The following is an 18,498-nucleotide window of genomic DNA, read 5'->3' as shown; positions in this document are numbered from 1 at the left end:
AGGATTTCTAAACTCAAACATTTAAAAAAAATAAATACTGCACGAGGAAACTGTAATGAAGCTTGATATCTTGCGCGGCGATTTCGACAAGCTTGGACTGTCGAAACTGTCAGCCGAACGCGTTCGCTCAACCAACTATCACCTCACCGATTATATGGAGGAGGCTTTGATCCGGCACGCCACGCTTGCTCAGACGTTTGGCATCCGAAAGGAAGAGATCGCTGCGCTGCGCAAGAACGAGGCTGGCTTTCGCAAGCTGATGGGCACGCCATTTATGACCGTGGTCCCATCGATTACATCGGCGGAGGACTGGAAGGCGCTGGTCGCCGGACGCACGACAACCTTGGCGGTAGACAAGGTGCAAATGCAAATGCCTGTCCTCGACAGTGTGGACAAGATCCTTCTCTATCACAACAACCGTGCCTACGTGTGGCTCATGGTTGAACTGCTGCATGCCAGCATTCTCGCCGCGCCTCTGCTCGGCATCAGCTTGGAGCTTGCTCACTACCTACGTGGATTGCCGCAGCATCAGCTCGACCTCGCAGTGAACCGAATACAGTTCCCCCTTTTCCGATGGCGCATCTCGGACCCGGTCTTCTTCATTGAACATTCGGCCGACCGCGTGTCGTACGATCTGTTGGGTCACTACTTCATGCGATTCTCCCAACTCCGTGTCGAGAAGCCGGAAGGCAAGCAAGGGTGGACACATCTTCGCCTCGAACGCTTGCAAACCGATGTCTATAGCATGATGCTCACCGCCATGGGATGCCGGGCCTCAAGCGTTGCATCGCTACTTTCCATCAACTCCGCGAAAGCCAGAAAGGTCTACCTCGAGTACCACGGTGAATCGTCTCCTTGCGGCCAAATGCCCAGCTCCGTCGCTTGGCATTTCGAATCCTCGAATGCGCGCGTGCAGTCCACAGTCTTTCTCTGGCTATACCGAATCTGCATCAGCCAAGACTCAAAAGTGCCCGAGGCTTTGATCGCCGCCTATAACGTTACGGCGCAGGCGTTCGCCTCGGACCTACGGCTTACTGCCGATCGCGCCAGCTATCTTGCACGCACGATGGCTGAGGAATCGGAAGTCTCACTCGCCGCGTGCAGGTCCTGCGGCACCGACTACCTGATCGCGAACAGCGGTGCGCGGATTGAGCTCAGCCGGTCCTACGCCTGCCCGGTGTGCTCCGGCACGCTTAGCGCGGCACCCTGGCGGCGTCGTCGGCGCAGCGGAGACACGCAGTAGGCAGCCAAGTCGGTCACAGAACTATTCCCAACGGAGGCGACGCGAGTAATCGCGCCGTCGTCAGGACCCTGTCGCATGCATATCGGACTCCTACCATTCCAGGCGCTTTGCATGGCCGTCACTGCGTATCTTGCCCACCGGCGCGGCAGGAGCGCAGTACTCTGGGGAGCGCTGGCGTATGTACTGACCGTGGCAACGCCTCTCCTACTTCTCTTTGTTTCCCGCCGAAAGCGGGTAACACTTAAGGAATATTTGGCCCAGTACCCCCACTGCCGGACCAAGCGCGGAATGGCTTGCGCCCATTGCAATTCGAGCAGCATCCGTCTCTGGCGCAACGCCGGATTGCTGTCGAATCGAGACCAGCACCTCTGCAACCATTGCGGATCGTACCTATACGATAGTTGAGACAACGAGGCGAGGACTCCGCAACGGCCGGCCCTACCCCTCGCAATGGGGGCTAAAATTCGCCTCCGATCTGCCGACTAGGAAGCCATGCAGCCGATCCTCGGCTGCGTTTTCGTCGGGCTGCTAGCGCGACTTGACTTCGCGCTGGCTTCGGTAAGCTGGAATCAAGTGGTTCGAGAGGCGATCCACAAGATTCCAGCAAAAAGGAAAACAAGATGAAAAACAGTACGACTCTTCTCAGCGTTTTTGCAACGGCAGCCGCCCTCTCCCTCGCCGCTTGCGGTGGCGGTGGCGACAGCGGTAGCTCCAACCCGCCTTCCACCGGAAATAGCAATACCAGCCAACCGGCCCCTCAAGCACCAACTTCCGTTGTTCCGGCGACGAGTGTCCCGGCGCCAACATATGCGGACAGCCGCCTGAGCGCCTTTAACGCACTGAACACGCTTCGTCAGAAGATGGGTGTCGGTCAGCTCAAGCAGGATCCACTCCTCGATGCTGCCGCCGAAAACCATCTTATCTACTCGAAAGCGAATAGCACCATTAGTCATACTGAGACGCCAGGGCTGCCGAGCTTCACTGGCGCGACACCGTATGATCAGGTTGTCGCCGCTGGCGGTAGCAAGAACCAATGGATCGGGCAAGTGCTGGGCAAGGCCGGATACGTTGATGGCGCGGAATGCGTTGCTGGCTTCCTTCATAGTGTCTATCACTTGCAGGGCGTAACCAGTAACCAAGAAGCGACCGGCATCGCATTTCACGACAATATTTGCGTTATCAATTTCTCAGTGTCGACCGGCGCCAATGGCGGCGGATATGGCTTGCCGCAGTATGGCGGCCAGCAGCTGCCGGCCGGTGCTTTCGCGTATTACCCGCTGGACAACGACTCCGTCCTCGGCTCTTTCACGCCAGCGGCCGAATCCCCCAACCCTGCGTCGGATCTTTCTACGGCGGGCACACCGATCATGTTCCGAGTGCCTGCGCCCGCGGCGTCGGACGTTTTGACGGTCACCAGCTTTACGCTGACAGGCCCTAATGGCGCGTCCGTGCCCGTGCGTGTATTGGTTCCTGCGGCAGCTAAGTCGGGTTCAACCGCAAGCGCCGTTGCCGATGCAAACTTGTTTGCAGGCGTTGTATTTATGTTGCCGACCCAGCCACTGTCCGCAGGGAATTACACGGCCACCTTTGCCGGGGCGCGAAACGGTGTGCCTATCACGAAGTCGTGGAGCTTCAACGCCTTTTGAGCCGGCCAGGAACTGCATGGAGAAATGCCCGCAACCGCGGGCATTTTTTTTACGATATGACTACTGGCACAAGGCAACCCGGAAGTAGACGTTGTCGATATTCACATACGTCGCCCCACGAATGAATCCCTGATTCGAGATGATCTTATCGATCAGCCAGTTCGGATCTACGTCGGGTAGGTCAGCGCCATGAAAACGTGTAGACCCGTACCAGTAGAGATAGGAGTCCCAAAACAGATTGTCGCTCGCGTCCCGATTCAACGCGAGCGCAAGAAATGACGTTGTTGCAGCAGGATCAGGGCAGGTCGGCGGCGGTGGCGGCGGTGGCGGCGGTGGCGGCGGAGGGGGCGGCGGGGAGTTAATCGCACAGTACGCAATACCAGTCCCCGGACGCCGGTCCCAATGAGTACCGGGCCAACAGTCGGCAACGGTCATAGCCGGCGCAGGAAGAGTTATTAGCTCCGCATTTGCCGTACTATTCCATGTTGCGCTCGCAACAAGAATTACCGCGACAAGCACCCTGAGAACATCCTTCATCACTTTTCCTTGTTCTTAATTTAGTATGAACAGCCGGTGGTGACCGTCCCGACAAGTTGTCCCCCGATCGCACCGATGTCATTACCGCTATACCAAGCAGATGGGGATATCGCACTAGCCTGGGCACCCCACTGCCATCCACCGTCATTCATTGCAAAGTAGGTGCCCTCAATCGGCGGCATGACGCTTCCAGTCACGTTCACCATCTGCTGCTTGGGGGTGTAAATGGCCCATGGCGCGCCGCCGGGACAGTTGTCCTTCACGAAAGCCATGCCATCGGTCACGTTGTCGATCTTTCGCGTTATGACGATGTTGCCGAGTGCGTTGCTCAGAGACACATAGCGATTTCCTTTGCAGACGTAGCCAACGTTGTTCCCGCTTGTTGCGAACTGACCATTGTTTTCACACCACATGCCATCTGACACATTCGCGACGGCAGTCCCAACGGGCTGCCAAATACCGGCGGAGCAGATCACAAGCCCAGTCCCAGTCGAACTTCTACGGACGGACGTATCCACCCCGCAAGCCGTGTTCGGTGTGCCCGTGCTGGTCAGGTAGGTGTCGCCGCCGCTTGTCAACGCAGTGTTTGCCGTCACCCGCCCAGCGCTGTTGAGATCGTTGCCTCCCATGTCTATGGAGGTTTGCATCTTGTTCAGCTCCGGGTGGCCAGGAACCTGCACCCGATACAGGTAACCGTTGTTGGCCTGCGCGCCGGTGAAGGCGAGCAACGATGCAAGCCGGCCACTACCGGGATTCGTAAAGTTGGCAAGCGGTACCTGCCACGCACCATATGCGCCGTACGCGTTGGTCGGCACCATCGTTGGATCACCGTTCTGGCCGGCGTATGGCACAAAGCCGCCCTGCGCGCCAGCTTGAGCGGCGATCTGCACGAGCTGACGAGTGTCGGTAATGGCGCGGCCGCCCTGCGAGGTAACAAGCGCCTGAAGATTGTTGGGCGTCGGCTGCAGCACCTGTAGTAGCCAGCTTTGCCCGAAGACATTGGTGGCCGAAAAGCCCGCCGGCAGATAGCCGCCATTCACAAGCACCGCTGGTGTGACTGAGACGGGCACGGTAGCTGTCGCCTGGATCACGAGAGTGGCGGCCTGGTCCTGCACGAACTGCAATGCAGCCTTGTCAAACACCAGCATCTGGCTGGCAGCGGCCGCGGTCTGCACATTCGTCACCCCGGCCTTTGCCCACGTCGCGAAGCCTGCAAGGCTTAGCATCGAGAGCATCAGCGCGATGAGATATCCAACGATCGATTCCATGCGTTACTCAGGTATTCAACTGGATCCAATGGACCAGCGCGCCGACTGGAATGCTCGCGGGCACGCTATACGCGGTGCCCGTCGAGATATTGACGGCCGTGCCCTGGCTGCGGACACGGAACCAGCCGAGACTTCCGCCTGTGCTGCCAAGCAGCGCCGCGCTGGCACCGGAGGACACGGGCACGTATCCGTACACATCCCGTCCACCTCCAGGTTTGGCTACAGCCATGCATCCTGCTCCGGCTGGCACGGTCATACCCGATGGCAGCACGGGCACTACACTGGCACCGACAAGCCCCGGCGTGGCGCCGGCGGTGGTCACGCACGCTGCGCCGTACGCCTGCGCCTGCTGGGCCGTCACCGTAGCCACGGAATCCATGCGGCCCGGCAACCCCGCTCCGGGCATAGCCTGCGCAAGCTGCCAACCCTGCGCCATGATTCCCGCGCAAAAAAGCACCGCTGCGATCGGTAACACTAGGTATCCCATGCTTGTCCCCTTAGGCCGTTGTGCCCGGCCGGATTCTCACTGGAAGGTGAGCGTAAATGTGGCGGTCGCGCTGCAGGCAGCACCAGCGGTTGCCTGATCGGGCAGCGTGGTCTGCGTAAAAGTCGTCGTACCGACCACCAACGTGACATAGTCCTTCAGGCTCAACGCGGCACTGACGCATTGCTTTGCAGTCTGCGCGTTGCCACCACCGAACGTGATGACGCCTTGCGAGCCGTTGTTGGCCGACGCGAGTGTGACGGTGTTACCCCACGTGTCAACCAGCGCCGTGCCGCGCACCATGTCCGTCGGGAACATCCCGCCAGTAATCAGGGCTGGCACATTCGCGGTCGTGAAGTTGGTGTAACCGTTATTGCCCTGGGAGAACCCGCCCCGTGCGTTCGTGATGATCTGCGTGATGTTCGTTGCAACCACGCTGGCTTTGTGATTCTGGAAGCCGTTATAGCTGGCGTACGCGATCCCAACCAGTGCAAGCAAGCCCAACACAGTAGCGACGACGCGCCCAAGAATTCCATCCATTTGACACTCCTATCAGGTTTGAGCACGTCGACGTTAGAGCTGCCCCATCGATGACGTGAGAATCGATGAGAGAGAGTTGGCTCCGAGCTGGAGCACAATAAAAGCGAGGAACATGAAGCCAGTAAAGATGGCGGACATCACCATCCCTTTCGCAAGCAGTTGCCGCTCAATGACCTCCGCGTGCTGTCGAACGGCGACAGTGATTTTTTCCGTGAAGTCATCGAAGCCGGCATAGGCGCCGATCTCGTCAATCAGATCCAGGGAGGGGAACGCGTTTCCGGCTTGCCGCATGGCCTCTGCCAGATCCAGCCCGTCAGCAAGACCCAGCCGAATCGGCCGCAAGCGCGATGCAAGCCACGGCGACGCTGTCGCAATCTGGCTCTCCAGCGCAGCGATATCTGGCACTCCGGCGCGCAACAGGGCAACGAACGACAGCAACCAGGTGAAGCCGGTGATTTCGCGGTACACCGTGAACGGGAAAATGTGCTTGTCGCAGTAGCGCCGGCCTGGACCGGTCCACCTGGCAAGCGCCCACCAGCTCCAGATTGCGTACCCGGCAAGCGTCCCGAACAGCAACGGCGCTGGCCAGCCCACGGCCAGTTCTCCCGACAAGTACATGGCGTAGGCCCAATCCGTCCAACGGTCGATCGGCAGAACGCCCAGAAACTGAGGAACGATGTAGCCACCGATGAGCAGCAGCACCGCGTACAGGGTCACCAGATACACCGCCGGCGCAAAGAAGCTGGCCTGGAGCTTCTGGCGCAGGCGGGCGGTCAGATCCCGCACTTCCAGTACGAGGCGCATGGCGTCCGGCAATTGACCGGCCTTCTCGCCGGCATCGAGGGCGCTGCGCTCGAGATCGCTGAGGCCCGGCCCCATTGCCGCCATCAGGGTCTTGCCATCCCGTACCTGACGTCCGACCTCGTTCGCCGCCTCGGCCGCGCGTTTGCGGCCCCGTCGGGCTTGCCGCTCGCGGAAGTCGTCGATAACCTGCGCCAGGGTCAGCCCGTTCTCCAATTGGCTCGAAGCCTGTTGGTACAGGCGTCGGCGCATTGCCCAAGCCATCTCGCTCATTGTTCCTCCCACATGGGAATGGCATCAACATTTCGCTCGGCGTCGATCGGACTTAGACGTCCGGCCAGCACAAGATCCATCGCATGGGCAATCATGGGCTTGTCAGACCCCTCACGCTTCCTATGCTCGCGCCGCGCAACCAATACGCCGTCCTTGATGCAGTCCTGCATCAGCGCTTCGCTAGCAACGACCACCTCGGCGACCGCCTGCTGGCCGACAATCGCTTCGCCGTGGCAATGGGAGCAACCCGCGCCACGCACCCGGACTTCCGACAAGTCGCCCCAGGACTGCAGTGCTCTCAGCATGTAGTCCGGAAGTGCCTGTGAGGCATGCTCAAGCGGCACCGAGCACTCCGGACAAAGCAGCGGCACGATGCGCTGGGCGATCAGCCCGATGATCTGGTTGTGGTTCGCGATCACCTCCATGGCGAGTCGAACGTGGTCCAGCATCATCAGCCGCGAGAACGTTTCAAACGGATCGGTCACGTGCAGGGTCGTCAGCACAAGGTGGCCAGTGGCCGCAGCCTGCAACGTTGCGATGGCCTCCTCGACACCGCGGATTTCGCCAAGCAACACCGCGTCCGGATCCATCCGCAGCGTCATGCGCAGCATTTCGGGGAACCGCTCACTTTCCGTCGTGAGTTGGACAGCCCAGTCCATCGGGTACTCGGTCGGATTCTCGATGGTGATGAGCCGCTTTTCCGGAAAGAGCCGCGCCTGGTGCCGCGTGCATTCGAACAGCGTCGTGGTCTTGCCGCTCCCGGTTGGCCCCGTCACCACAATTACCCCCATCGGCCGGCGCAGCAGTTGGGAAATCAGTTCGACCTGAAGCGGCGTGTATCCCATCTGCCCGAGCTTGAAGTCACCGCCCGGCGCCTTGGGAGTCCGCAGATCCAGTCTCTTTGCCGCATCGACCGCGTCCGCCTTCAGTGTCCCCTCGTGATGCTCGCGGTACTGCAGTCGAGCGACCAGAAAGCCGCCGCCGGCTTCAACGGGATATGCCGGCCCGCGGATGATCCGCACGCTCGACAGCCCTGTTCCGGGCAGCGCGTCTCCGGCAATCTGTGCATCCTGAACATCGAGCGGGTTGTATGTCGCTGCCTTTACCGTCGCCAGGCCCGTGTAGATTGCGCGGATCAGGCGCTCGCCCTCCTCGCGTCGCATCGACAGCGCCGACACCGTTCGCAAATCGCCCTTGATCCGTACCTGAATCTCGGTATGGTCATCGCGCACCAGGATGTGAATATCCGATGCGATCATGGCCGCGCAATCGGCGATCAATCGGCGCGCGAGCGTCAAGGTCTGCAGGTCGGTATCCAGCAGTTGCCCCGAGCCGCGTTGCTGCCGAAGCTCGGCGAGTTCCTGCGCCGAGACCTTTCGGATCTGCGGGGCAACGCCGCCGCGTCGCAACTTGGATTCCCACGTCAGGAGCCGCGGCGTGCCGAAATGCCGGGCGTCCACGTAAATCTCGCAGCCATGCACCGCCAGGACCTGTTGCACGTTCTCCTCGGACAGGCCGAACTCCCTTGCAACGTCCTCGACGTAGAGTCCGCTATCCGCCGCACGCTGACGAAGGGCGCCAGCCTGCTCGGCCGTCAGGTAGTTGAGGTTCAAGGCAACGCGATCAAAGGGCGCGGCGACGTTTCGCGGGTAGATGAGGTGGGGTTCAAGAACCTCCGGAGGCGGCGACAACACCAGAACATCCGCCTTGACGGATGGCTCTACCCTTGCCGCACCACTGCCGACGCGTCGCGACGCCTTGCCCTGGCCTCGCCAGAGTCGCGTGATCGTTCCCATCATCTTTCACTCCGTAGCGAGCTGCCGTTCCGCGTCGCGTAGAGCTTCGCGGTCCCTTTCCAGGTCTGGTTGGCGGCCTCATAGCTGATCTCGGTCAGCCGGACACCTGCCACGGCCTCAATTCCCTCGCCCGCTCCCAGCCACGGCGGCGCGCCGAAGCCGATATCAGCCGTCATCGCCAACCACGGGTCGACAGGTGTCTTTTCGTCCGTTGGCAGCAACGCGGGCGGCATCGTCAACTGCAAACTCACGCCATTCCTTTGGGCATAGGTCCACATCGCACGCTGCGCTTCGGCCGAAGAGCTGATCTCGCGCGAGGAAGGCAGGAATTCGGCCGGGACGCTTGCCGTCTCGGTGGCAAGGTTCCCATCTGCGGTTAGCACGCCTGGCGCGGTGTCCGCCACGCCGCCTTCTCGCTTCCACGTGGTCTCGATCGTCAGTGCCGTCGGCGTCGCCGGCTTGCAGCGCCAGCCGGCCAGCGTCCAACCGCCCTGTGCAAGGGGCTGCCGATCCCACGCACGGCGGCACGCCAGCATGATTTCCTTGGGCGCCGCAATCTCCACCCACGGCGCGGCTTGCTGGCGGGCTGCCTCGTTGGCGAGCCGCGCAGCCGCGATGGCACGCTGTTGCATCCGCTGGGCTTCACGCTCCGCCTCCTGCTGCTGGTCGTACCAGTACCAGCCGCCTCCGATTAGAGCCATCACGCCCGACACTGCAGCCATCGTGTAGGCTTGCGACTTCCAGCGACCAGTTAGCGCGTCACGCATGACGGAAACGCCCTTCGAGGCACGCGCCATCGTGGCGAGGTCGCGCAAGGTGCCTTCGATTTCGGTCCACTCGCCAAGGGCGCGATGCCGTTCGCGGATCGGATTGATCTCTTCCAGCGTGCCGACCCGATCGCCGCCGGCGATGACTGCGTGCCCCTGTCGCACCGCGACATACCAGTAGACATTGCCCCGGAGGTGGAACAGCCCCATCCAGGGCTGGCGATGCTGACCCGCGACAATCGCAGCCAGCGGCTTCAGGCGAGCCGGTTTGGTGCCCGCGATAGCCTCGCAGAATCCGGTCTGAACGGCGCCCTCCGTGCTTTCGTGCACGACGCACCAACGACCATTGCGGCCAAGGTCCAGCGCTCGCACGCGCAAGGCACTCTGGCTCGGCTGGGTTTCCTCATGCTGCCAGGACAGCCCGACAGCAAAGCCGCCCTTCAGCCCCGGAAATGACAGGACTTCGGCCATGGCTTACGGCCTCAGCGTGCGCACGCGCTTGCCATTGGCGAGTTTCACGCCGCCTTCGTCAATGGCCACGACCTTCCAGCCACCTTCCAGCGCATCACCCGGCTGGACGGGTACCATGCGCCCGTTGACATCGACAATCGCGTTGAAATTCCCATCAAACGCGCGCAGCGACACGACACGCAGCGCTTCCGATGAGAAGCCCTTCGCACGGTCGCCAGTGGCGCTGCCCACCGGCATCGGCGCGGCCAGCGAGATGGCGCCGACGCCCGGAGACGGCGCGCCGCCTGCAGCCGTCGCAGTCAGGGAGTCCTCGGCGCGCTTGACCTCCGCCTTGTACTTGGCGATCTCCGCTCGGGCCTTCCACAAGGCGATCTGAGCCTGCAGCGCTGCTAACTCCGGCGCATCGGTGTGGCGCGGTGCCTGAGCCGCATCGCCGGCAGATCCGCCACTGGTGGCCGAAGGCAGATTGGTCGCCCCGGATGTAGCGGGCGGCTGTGCCGCTGCAATGGAAGCCGGTTGTGCTGTCACCGGACCGGCTCCAGCCGCCGCGATCGCGGCGGCGGCCGGATTGGACATGGCCGACGCCGCGTTAGCCGGAAAGGCTGCTGCCTGGCACACGATGGCGGCGGCGGCCAGCGTCACCGGCGCCCAACGATGAATGAATGCGCGATTCTGCATGGGATTGTCTCTGTGTTACAGCAAGCGGGCCGAGATCATGATGGCGATGACCGTATCGCCCCTGGTGGCGCCAACACCACCGCCGAGCGCGGCCATCCACGGCTCGCCGATCCCATTGTTGGTTGTCGTCGCCTTCTGATTACGCAGGCCCGTGAGGACCAGCGATTCGCCGGGCTTCAGCGTGATCGACTGGGTGAACCGATTGGTGGGCATCGTGCGAAGCTGCACCGTGCTCTGATTCGCCTCGCCGCCGGACTTGAACGGCTGCAGCGGGAGGAGGTCCGACAGCGTCATGTCGAAGTTCATCAGAATCCGACCGTCGACCACCTTCGGCAGGAAGTTGCTGGTAAAGCCGTAGGTGACCGTGCCGGTCTGGATCGAACTGGTCGACCCCACGTTCGCGGCCAGCGTTGTCTGCGCCTGGGCGACGTAGTCCTGCAGCGTCGCGGTCTGCAGCGCCAGCACCTTGCCGTTCTGCGTCACGCCCGATCGCGACACCACTTGGGATACGTTGCCCAGCGTCGAAAGCGCCTGAACCACGGCCTTGCTGCCGGCAAACGGGCCACTCATGATCGTTGCGCCCAGCGTCGCAGGCGAAGCACTGCCCGAGACCGCCGGCGTGCTGGCCGAACTGAACGAGACGCCAGGCTGGCCGCTGGAGCTCTGGTAGGCGAGCGAGAGGTTCAGCCCATAGTTGTCCTCGCGCGTGACGCGGACTTCGTAGACCTGAACGTCGATGGCAACCTGCTTGCCATACATGGCTGCCAAGCTCTTCACGAACTGTTCGATGCGATCGCACTGCACGGGGTCGCCCGTGACCGTCAGCGTGCCGAGATTCTTGTCGACGACGACTTCAGCGCTCGCGCCTGCAACGGCTTTCGCGGTGGCCCGGAGGGTTTCCCAAGGCTTCATCTCGATGAACATGTTCATCGTCTGACCGGTCCGGCCGGCACTGCCACCAGCACCGCCGTTGCCGCCCGTTGCCCCTGCGCCGCCCGCCATGCCGGAGCCGCTGTCCGCCGTGGTGATCGATCCGTTCATGGACGACGAATCGGCAAGACTCGGCAACATGAACGTCCGGGTTTCCGTCTTAAAGAACGTCACCGTGCCGTCGTTGTAGCGTGACCAGACACCAAAATGCGCCTCGACCGCATCTAGAAAGCCCTTGAAGTTGCCTTCGTAGCGGAGAGTCAGAGGCAATGCCGCCGCGGCACCGGCGCCCACGCCAGGCACGGGTGCCCCGGCCAACGGGGCGGCCAGGTCCACGCGCTGCATGCCGCCAGTCGGGATCGGTCCGCCCGGCCGGGCAGAACCCGCCGCCAGCGCGGATGCCGCGCCGGGTACTGACCCGCCAGCCATCGACCCGACGGTCGATGGCTCCACGGTCGCGCGCACGCCTACGCTCTGCGCGATCCAGTTGGCGGCCTCATTCAACGAGCCAATGGTGCCCTTGAACACCACATGCTTGCCGTAAATGTCGGGCTGAGGCTTGCTGGCACGGATCTTCTCGCCGAGCAACCACGCGCCCTCATGAACTCGGAACACGGGGCGGCTGCGCGGCGCATCGGCGTAGCGTGCCTGCGCGTCGGCCGAGATGGCGCTCTGCACTTCCAGGGTCTGCATCACGCCGCAACCCGACAGCAAGGTGGCTGCCGCCACGGCGGCGGCGGTAAAGCGTTGGCTTTGCATATTCATTGCACCATTCCGTTCTGGCTGATGATCACTGTGCGGTTGCCGCGCCAGCTGTCGCCGACCACGTCGGCGCCATTGCTGGCGAGCTCCTCCACCACGCGCTGGACCGCGCCCTCAAAGTCGCTGCCATAGTCCTTGTCGCCCGGCACGATCCAGCCATCGGGGACATTCCAGGCCACCGTCCAACCAGCGCGGGCGGCCCACTTCTGAAGCTGCTGTTGCAGCGGCTCGCCTTTCACGAGACGGAAGACATCTCCAACGACCGGCGCGCCGGCTGGGGCGGCTGCAAGCGCGACCGTTGGGCCGGGGTTAGCGGCTGCCTGCACATTGACTTGACCCGACGCCGCGAGCGAGGGGTGATTGGCGGCCAGCAACGTAGTCTCGATGGCAGCCTTGCTGGCTCGTGCGGGCTGTAACGCCTGCCAGCCGTCAGTCGACAGCTGAGCGGCGTGTGCTGTCGGTGCGAGGACGACGCAGCTCATAAGCGACGCAGCGGCGATGGCAATGCGGATGGTTCGTGAGGAATGGCACATAGCGTTGCTTTCGAGTGAACGGTTGGAACTACCGCAAGGCGGCGCGTTGTAGCGCCTGCCACCGCGCATGAATCTGGTTGGCGTATCGCAGTTGCTTGTCGGGCGAGGACGCGTTGTAGGCACCGACTGCCTTCCACGTCGGGCCGAAGCGTTGGATGTTCTCGCGCAGAATCCACGCACCGACGTAGGCATTGACGCACCCATTGAAGAGGTGGTCACGCGTGAGGCCATATTGGGCCAGCCGCGGGAGGTGGATCGAGTTAATCTGCATGAGGCCAATATCCTCGGAGCCGTTTGTGTTCCGGTTGGTGACCCATGACCGCATGCCAGATTCCTGCATGGCGATGCTGCGCAGCAAGGGCGGGCTGATGCCGTGAAACACCGCGGCATCATCCAGGCAGTCAGCGTGAGCAGCATCGGCCAGCAGGACTAAAGCTATGAGGGACGCGATCGTGCCGAGCTTCACGACGCCACCTTCCCGGGCCGCTCCTTGAAGCGCACCTGCGGCACCCGGTCCACGTAGACCACGCTGCCGTCTGCGATGATGGTCAGGCGCGCGGCGATGCCGTTGAATTTGTAGTAGCGGTCCTTCTGTTCGCCGTTGCGCTGGTGGTCATCGCCGAAGACGGAGACGCTGACCAGAGACTTCGCGAAACTTAGATAGGTGGCCCCGTCCTTTTCAAAGATCATGTCCAGGCCAGCGCTGTTTTCGCGCGGGAACTCGTAGTCGATCTCGGGCGAGCGTGTAACCTCCACGGAATTTCCCTCCGCGGTCGCCGTGAACCGGTCCACCGTGGAGAACGACAAAACGCGCTGGGTTTCATCCCACTTCGTCCAAATCTTGCTATCAGACCCATCGCGCAGGACCAGGTCCTTGGGCTCGCGGTCGAACCGGATCTCGATGCTGCCCTGCTTGTTGTCGCGAATCGCTACCGCGCCAAACGCGGAGGCCAGAGTCGGTCCTTCTGGCAACGGGTTCGCAGCGACAGGTACCGACGCAAGCGTGGTGCCGGAGGATGCTGGAGCCGCCACAGATGCTTCGGCCGTTGCGGCCGCTGGGGCCCCTGCAGCGAGGCTGCCAGCGGCAGCTTGTAGCGCCCGGCCCGGCGCCGCGTCACTGGGCGCCTCGCCGGCTACCGCGAACCCCTTGGGCGGCGAGGCACGCAGGCCAATATTTCGGCGACCGAAGTCCACCTCCGCGTAGAGATTGCGCCGCTCCAGCAGCCGCGATAGGGCCTGGAGCCAGTTCTCGCCACCATGCAGTTCAAGCGAGACTTCATCGGTCAGCGGAATATCCTTCTGCGCCGTGCCAGACCAGCCGGCCGGTGCGATAGTTTTGACCGTTTGCGCGAGAGGCATGGACCAGCGTCCTGCACGAACCAGAGGCAACGTCGTATAGCTGCCAATCAACGCAATTCGCCCCGAGATGGCAGCACGGCTGCCAGACAAATCGGCGAACGAATTGGACTGCTCAGACGTGAACCCATTCGCGCGCTTCAGGCGGGCCACGACCGGCTGGCCGTTCACGCTGTAACGAACCACGTCTGGCACTCCGTCGATCACCCAGTACGGTCCATTCTGCTGCGCGCCGTCTGCCGATACCGCCTGCCCGGCCCGTGGCTGCACATACGTTGAGACCCCGTCATTGAAGATGAGCGCCGGACGATCGCTCGCCCGCGCCACCACTTGGTAGTCGAAATCGAGCGGATCGGTATCCGCTGCGACGGCAGCGCCGCTCGCCGCCAAGGCCAGCACGGAGATCAGTAGCGGCTTCATCATCGTTGCAATTGCTGGAAGTGATTCATGAATCGGCTGAAGTACGGTCCGCCACGTGCCGGGTCGGCGCTGTGGTACCAGGCCACCGCCTTCATCGCGGAGCCGCTGCGCTGCAGGTTGTCGACAAGAAGCGTCTCGGCGACACGAATATTGGTGGCGGGGCTCAGGGCGTCCCACGCCGAGGCGAACCGCTTGCCGTGGTAGCACCAGTTGATCTGCATGATTCCGACGTCAAAGTCACAGCGCTTGGCCGCGAGCAACTGCTCGATAGCCGCATGGGCGTCCTGGCGGGTAGCGAAGTACATGCCGCGCCCGGCCACGTTGAGCGTCCACGGCCACGGGCGACCGCGATAGGCCGACTCATTCATGGCGATACCGGCCAGAATCCGCGGGTCAACCTTGGCGCTCATCTGCGCGAAGGGCTCGGTCTTAGGCGCGCATGCCCATCCGCCGCGACGCTCGACCAGCGCAACCTGTGCGCCGTCGTCCAGCTGCTCCGGACGCAGCCAGCCGTCGCGGGCCAGCAGCGCCATTATCGGCAGTGACAGGCCATTAGCCTCGACAATGGGTTCGCCCCCCGGCGCCGTGCGCAGGCTCGCGCCGATCAGCCGCGCCGACCAGCCGAGGAACGGATTCAGCCCGCAGTAGAGGACCGGCTTGCCTGGAAGCGTGACGACGCTGGCGGTGGTGCCCTCACGCAGCACCAGTGCAGTCGGACTCACCATGGCCTCGATGGTCTGAGCAGCGGCGCCTGACGCGGCCAGAGCCAGGAGGGCAGTGACACCAAACTTAGTCACGGTACGGCTCCAGGACGATGTCGTGCCTGACCTGCACAAGCAGCTTCTGGCCCGGCTTGGTGGTAATCGTGGGGCGGATGTTCTGGTTCCGGTTCAGGATCGTCTGCGCCGTCTGAGCGGCCACCTGCCCGGCCGTGTTCCCGTAGGTGGTCAGTCCATTGGGGCCGACGGTTGTTGCCGTGTTGGAATCGTTAAAGTGCTGTTCCAGTACGCCGATGATCAACGCACCGGCGAAGATCTTGAAGAAGTGATTGTTGACGTCGCCACTGATGCCCGCGTGGCCATTCGGGTCGGCGCCGCCCATGCCGAGCAGCGGCGCCCATTTCCCATTCGGCAGCTGCATGCGGACAAAAGCGGCCAGGATGCGCTCCTGCCCGATGGCAATGTCACTGCTGTATGTGCCGACCAGCGTGGAGCCCGCCGGGATCGCCTTGCAGTTGCCACGGACCGTGTCGTACACGTCCTGCGATACGACCGCACGGAACTCCCCCGGCTTGTCGGAATTCAAACCGCCAACGAAGGTGGCGGGAATGATGAAGCCCTGGCTCACCGTGCAAGGCGCCAACGTTCCGGCGAACCCGGTGCGGGTAAAGCCCGTGGCCGCCGCGCCGCGCAAGAACTCCTTGTCGCTCGAGGTCGGGCCGGCCGGTGCTGCGCCTTGGGCTGCCGCCCCAATGCCGCCCATGCCGCCCGGGTAACCGGCGCCGCCCACGCCATCCATGTTCGCCACCGCAGCCTGCTGCTGCACGCGCATCATGGCCGGATCGACCACGCCAGTCAGGTCCGGCTGACGTTTGCCGGCATCCCGCCGCAACGCTTTGCCATCCGCCTTAAAAATGGGCGAGGTCATGACCGCATCCAGGTCGTTGGCTTTCGCCAAGTCGCCAACTGGGGCAGACGCGCCGGTCGACGACTGGACGAAATCTTTGGCAGTCATGACCGGTGCCTTGCCCGGCGCCTCGGGCTTGCCCGCCTCGGCAGCTTGCTTCTCGGCTTGCTTGCGGGCCTCTTCCTGCTGCTGGCGGATCAGTTGGTCCAGGCCGCCGTTGTCCGGGCTGCTGGTGCGTTCCTGCAGCTTCTTGGCCTTCTTTTCTTCGGCTTGCTTGGCCAGCTCCGACTCCATGCCGCTCTGGTAGTAGTAGCCAAGCGAGCCCACCAGCACGGCAGCCACCACGCCAAGCGAGATCACGATGTTGCGCGGCACCTTCCCTTTGGTCAGGCGTTCTTGCGCGTCGGAGACGTCCGTCACGGATTGCGGCTTCACGGTGCGCCTCGCTCAGAAGAGACCCAGGAAGCGACGCTTGCCGCGCTGCACGATCACTTCCGTGTCGCCTGAGCGCAGGGCAACCTCATTGGCCAGGCGTTGCAGCACGAGGAAGTCGCCACGCCGGATGAAGTTGGCCACGACGTAGTCGCTACCATCCTTCACCAGCGCAACCGGCCATTCGGTCGCCTTCGGCATGCGCATCCAGATCGATTTGCCGTCGTCAAAGACGGTCTCCGGCTTGAAGCTCGCGTCGCCCGACACGCCATAGTCGAAGTTCAGCTTGTCCGGCGACACGGCGACAGCATCGGGAGCCGCACCGCCGCTTCCACGTTCGCTCTCCTGGCCCTCCACGTCGTTGCGCGCCTTGGTCTTGGCGCCGAACGGCATCTGCACACGAAACCTCACCTTCTGGTAGAAGATCCCGCCCAGCGGCGAGGAGACCAGCGTGAACTCGTAGCTGCGCTTGTTCGTGTTGACGGACAGCGTATTCACCAGCCCCGCGGCGTGCGGCTTCACGTAGAGGTGATTCGCCCCGTCGGTATCGAAGCTCCAGCGAATGTTCTCGCCCCAGGCCGGGTCGCCAAGGATCTGTTCGTCGGCAGCAAACTCGATCGTCGTCACCTTCAGCGGCGCGGTCAGTACACGAAAGATCTGATCGGCGCTGTACGGAAATACGACCAGCCGAGAATCGCCGGGTAAGGCCACCGGTTCTGCCCCACCGTTGAACGGGTTCATCGGATTCATCGCGTCGGCCATGTCGCCGATGCCAAGGGTGGGCAGCGGCGGCGGCGCCTTGCGCGAGGGCTTCTGGGCAGAGAATCCCGGCCCGGCCGAAAGCGTCAAGCAGATGGCTAAGGTGAGGCCGGCAACGGTGAGCGTAGAGCGCAGGGACTTGGACATGGTCAGGCAGCGGACTTCTGGATGCTGAAGAAGACGGGGTAGATGCCGAACGGATTGGCAGTGAGGGCCGCGTCGCTCTTCGGAGGGTCGATCTGGTAACGGAAGGTCATCGCGTAGCGTTGCTTGTGCGGCTTCGATCCCTCCTCGCGGGTGGAAGTGACGAATTCCACGGCCACCGTGTTGTCGGGCAGCAAGGCAATATTGGTGACCTGAACCTCACGCACCAGAGTCGGGCTTTGGGCGATGGCTCGGAATGGCGCGTCCTCGGACAACCATTTTTCGAACTGCTCGCGCGCCGCGCCCACCATCTGCTTCTTCGCGCTATTGATGTTCTGGAAGATGCGGGAGTCTTCGATCTGCGCCGTGAGCACGGGTTCGATGGTGAACATGCGCGTGACCAGATCACGAAACGCGACCTGAATCTCCAGCGCCTTCGGCTGGTAGGCGTCCAACTCACGTGCGACCGGCTTGCCATTGGCATCGCCCGACACGCCGACCACCCGCACCACCGGCTCCGGCGGCTGGCGCGTCATCACCGCTGCTATGGCGACCAACGCTGCAACCAGCGCCGCCAGCTTCCAGTGATTGCGCTCCACCACGACACGCGCAGTCCGATCGAACAGGAACTGCGTGACATCGTCACCGGCGTACATGCCGGGAGCGGGCGAGAGATCCTTCTTGGCTTGATTGCTACGTGAGAACAGTGGCATGCGGCACCCCGTTTGGATGCCGCTAATTGGACCAGTGAATCGCGACCTAACGCGCCCCAAAAGCTATGCGATTTTTGACAGCTTTCTGCCGATGGGGATTTAGACCTGCCACAAAGGCAGCATTTCTCTCACTTGGGACACAAGACCAACTCATGCGCATCACTCGCTGCGCAACGCAATGCAGCAGCCTGATTCCCCGAAAGCTCACATTTTTCTGTCGCCTTTCCCAGAAACTCAGTCCAACCTGTTGGACTGATAAGCCCTGCCTGCGCTGACCACCAAGCCAATGACGAAGTCGGCTTACCCTCGAATGAGTAGG

General features: G+C 62.6%; 17 protein-coding genes. 2 read left to right on the top strand and 15 right to left on the bottom strand.

Features of this window, described 5'->3' with window-relative positions:
- Nucleotides 1-55: 55 nt before the first annotated feature.
- Complete coding sequence (locus tag AC3FKH_RS21300) at nucleotides 56-1,243, top strand: FlhC family transcriptional regulator (RefSeq protein WP_488677807.1); 1,188 nt, start codon at nucleotides 56-58, stop codon at nucleotides 1,241-1,243.
- A gap of 620 nt (nucleotides 1,244-1,863) precedes the next feature.
- A complete protein-coding gene (locus tag AC3FKH_RS21295) occupies nucleotides 1,864-2,889 on the top strand; it encodes a CAP domain-containing protein (protein WP_488677806.1) in 1,026 nt (341 codons plus the stop codon).
- A 557-nt stretch (nucleotides 2,890-3,446) separates the two neighbouring features.
- On the opposite strand, the gene pilV is transcribed toward AC3FKH_RS21295, so the two are convergent.
- From pilV to AC3FKH_RS21220, 15 genes are all read right to left on the bottom strand, one after another.
- Entirely contained in the window at nucleotides 3,447-4,694 is a 1,248-nt protein-coding gene (gene pilV / locus AC3FKH_RS21290; protein WP_488677805.1) for a shufflon system plasmid conjugative transfer pilus tip adhesin PilV, read from the bottom strand.
- A 7-nt stretch (nucleotides 4,695-4,701) separates the two neighbouring features.
- The gene (locus tag AC3FKH_RS21285) at nucleotides 4,702-5,073 is read right to left on the bottom strand and encodes a hypothetical protein (RefSeq protein WP_488677803.1); all 372 of its coding nucleotides are present in this window, start codon (nucleotides 5,071-5,073) and stop codon (nucleotides 4,702-4,704) included.
- A gap of 144 nt (nucleotides 5,074-5,217) precedes the next feature.
- Nucleotides 5,218-5,718, bottom strand: a complete 501-nt coding sequence (locus AC3FKH_RS21280) for a prepilin type IV pili (protein WP_224081680.1) — start codon at nucleotides 5,716-5,718, stop codon at nucleotides 5,218-5,220.
- Between the two features lie 33 nt (nucleotides 5,719-5,751).
- Nucleotides 5,752-6,792 carry a type II secretion system F family protein gene (locus AC3FKH_RS21275; RefSeq protein ID WP_488677802.1) on the bottom strand — a complete coding sequence of 347 codons (1,041 nt, stop codon included), beginning with the start codon at nucleotides 6,790-6,792 and terminating at the stop codon, nucleotides 5,752-5,754.
- A complete protein-coding gene (locus tag AC3FKH_RS21270; protein WP_488677801.1) occupies nucleotides 6,789-8,591 on the bottom strand; it encodes a GspE/PulE family protein in 1,803 nt (600 codons plus the stop codon). Before AC3FKH_RS21270 ends, AC3FKH_RS21275 begins: the two co-directional genes overlap by 4 nt.
- Nucleotides 8,588-9,826 carry a type 4b pilus protein PilO2 gene (pilO2, locus tag AC3FKH_RS21265; RefSeq protein WP_488677800.1) on the bottom strand — a complete coding sequence of 413 codons (1,239 nt, stop codon included), beginning with the start codon at nucleotides 9,824-9,826 and terminating at the stop codon, nucleotides 8,588-8,590. Before pilO2 ends, AC3FKH_RS21270 begins: the two co-directional genes overlap by 4 nt.
- Before the next feature lie 3 nt (nucleotides 9,827-9,829).
- A complete protein-coding gene (gene pilP / locus AC3FKH_RS21260) occupies nucleotides 9,830-10,504 on the bottom strand; it encodes a type IV pilus biogenesis protein PilP (RefSeq protein WP_488677799.1) in 675 nt (224 codons plus the stop codon).
- 15 nt (nucleotides 10,505-10,519) lie between these two features.
- Nucleotides 10,520-12,199 (bottom strand): type II secretion system protein GspD, encoded by a 1,680-nt coding sequence (locus AC3FKH_RS21255; protein WP_488677798.1) that lies wholly within the window; start codon nucleotides 12,197-12,199, stop codon nucleotides 10,520-10,522.
- The gene (locus tag AC3FKH_RS21250) at nucleotides 12,196-12,729 is read right to left on the bottom strand and encodes a toxin co-regulated pilus biosynthesis Q family protein (protein ID WP_488677797.1); all 534 of its coding nucleotides are present in this window, start codon (nucleotides 12,727-12,729) and stop codon (nucleotides 12,196-12,198) included. Before AC3FKH_RS21250 ends, AC3FKH_RS21255 begins: the two co-directional genes overlap by 4 nt.
- A gap of 28 nt (nucleotides 12,730-12,757) precedes the next feature.
- Nucleotides 12,758-13,195 carry a lytic transglycosylase domain-containing protein gene (locus AC3FKH_RS21245; protein WP_488677796.1) on the bottom strand — a complete coding sequence of 146 codons (438 nt, stop codon included), beginning with the start codon at nucleotides 13,193-13,195 and terminating at the stop codon, nucleotides 12,758-12,760.
- Nucleotides 13,192-14,508 (bottom strand): TrbG/VirB9 family P-type conjugative transfer protein, encoded by a 1,317-nt coding sequence (locus tag AC3FKH_RS21240; protein WP_488677795.1) that lies wholly within the window; start codon nucleotides 14,506-14,508, stop codon nucleotides 13,192-13,194. Before AC3FKH_RS21240 ends, AC3FKH_RS21245 begins: the two co-directional genes overlap by 4 nt.
- A complete protein-coding gene (locus AC3FKH_RS21235) occupies nucleotides 14,505-15,302 on the bottom strand; it encodes a lysozyme family protein (protein WP_488677794.1) in 798 nt (265 codons plus the stop codon). The genes AC3FKH_RS21240 and AC3FKH_RS21235 overlap by 4 nt, the downstream gene beginning before the upstream one ends.
- Nucleotides 15,295-16,566, bottom strand: coding sequence for a TraB/TrbI/VirB10 family type IV secretion system protein (locus AC3FKH_RS21230; RefSeq protein ID WP_488677793.1), 1,272 nt, complete (start codon nucleotides 16,564-16,566; stop codon nucleotides 15,295-15,297). The genes AC3FKH_RS21235 and AC3FKH_RS21230 overlap by 8 nt, the downstream gene beginning before the upstream one ends.
- Before the next feature lie 12 nt (nucleotides 16,567-16,578).
- A complete protein-coding gene (locus AC3FKH_RS21225) occupies nucleotides 16,579-17,469 on the bottom strand; it encodes a TrbG/VirB9 family P-type conjugative transfer protein (protein ID WP_488677791.1) in 891 nt (296 codons plus the stop codon).
- A gap of 2 nt (nucleotides 17,470-17,471) precedes the next feature.
- Nucleotides 17,472-18,179 carry a VirB8 family type IV secretion system protein gene (locus AC3FKH_RS21220; protein ID WP_488677790.1) on the bottom strand — a complete coding sequence of 236 codons (708 nt, stop codon included), beginning with the start codon at nucleotides 18,177-18,179 and terminating at the stop codon, nucleotides 17,472-17,474.
- Between the last annotated feature and the right edge of the window lie 319 nt (nucleotides 18,180-18,498).

The sequence above is a fragment of the Cupriavidus sp. 21MJTG02-4 genome (assembly GCF_057798975.1).
The sequence above is the reverse complement of the archived record's forward strand: the minus strand, read 5'-3'. Positions and strand labels throughout refer to the sequence as shown.

Excerpts from the sequence above, each read along its gene's own strand:
- AC3FKH_RS21300 (WP_488677807.1), top strand. The coding sequence starts at position 56 with ATGAAGCTTGATATCTTGCGCGGCGATTTCGACAAGCTTGGACTGTCG.
- AC3FKH_RS21295 (WP_488677806.1), top strand. The coding sequence starts at position 1,864 with ATGAAAAACAGTACGACTCTTCTCAGCGTTTTTGCAACGGCAGCCGCC.
- pilV (WP_488677805.1), bottom strand. The coding sequence starts at position 4,694 with ATGGAATCGATCGTTGGATATCTCATCGCGCTGATGCTCTCGATGCTA.
- AC3FKH_RS21285 (WP_488677803.1), bottom strand. The coding sequence starts at position 5,073 with ATGGATTCCGTGGCTACGGTGACGGCCCAGCAGGCGCAGGCGTACGGC.
- AC3FKH_RS21280 (WP_224081680.1), bottom strand. The coding sequence starts at position 5,718 with ATGGATGGAATTCTTGGGCGCGTCGTCGCTACTGTGTTGGGCTTGCTT.
- AC3FKH_RS21275 (WP_488677802.1), bottom strand. The coding sequence starts at position 6,792 with ATGAGCGAGATGGCTTGGGCAATGCGCCGACGCCTGTACCAACAGGCT.
- AC3FKH_RS21270 (WP_488677801.1), bottom strand. The coding sequence starts at position 8,591 with ATGATGGGAACGATCACGCGACTCTGGCGAGGCCAGGGCAAGGCGTCG.
- pilO2 (WP_488677800.1), bottom strand. The coding sequence starts at position 9,826 with ATGGCCGAAGTCCTGTCATTTCCGGGGCTGAAGGGCGGCTTTGCTGTC.
- pilP (WP_488677799.1), bottom strand. The coding sequence starts at position 10,504 with ATGCAGAATCGCGCATTCATTCATCGTTGGGCGCCGGTGACGCTGGCC.
- AC3FKH_RS21255 (WP_488677798.1), bottom strand. The coding sequence starts at position 12,199 with ATGAATATGCAAAGCCAACGCTTTACCGCCGCCGCCGTGGCGGCAGCC.
- AC3FKH_RS21250 (WP_488677797.1), bottom strand. The coding sequence starts at position 12,729 with ATGTGCCATTCCTCACGAACCATCCGCATTGCCATCGCCGCTGCGTCG.
- AC3FKH_RS21240 (WP_488677795.1), bottom strand. The coding sequence starts at position 14,508 with ATGATGAAGCCGCTACTGATCTCCGTGCTGGCCTTGGCGGCGAGCGGC.
- AC3FKH_RS21225 (WP_488677791.1), bottom strand. The coding sequence starts at position 17,469 with ATGTCCAAGTCCCTGCGCTCTACGCTCACCGTTGCCGGCCTCACCTTA.
- AC3FKH_RS21220 (WP_488677790.1), bottom strand. The coding sequence starts at position 18,179 with ATGCCACTGTTCTCACGTAGCAATCAAGCCAAGAAGGATCTCTCGCCC.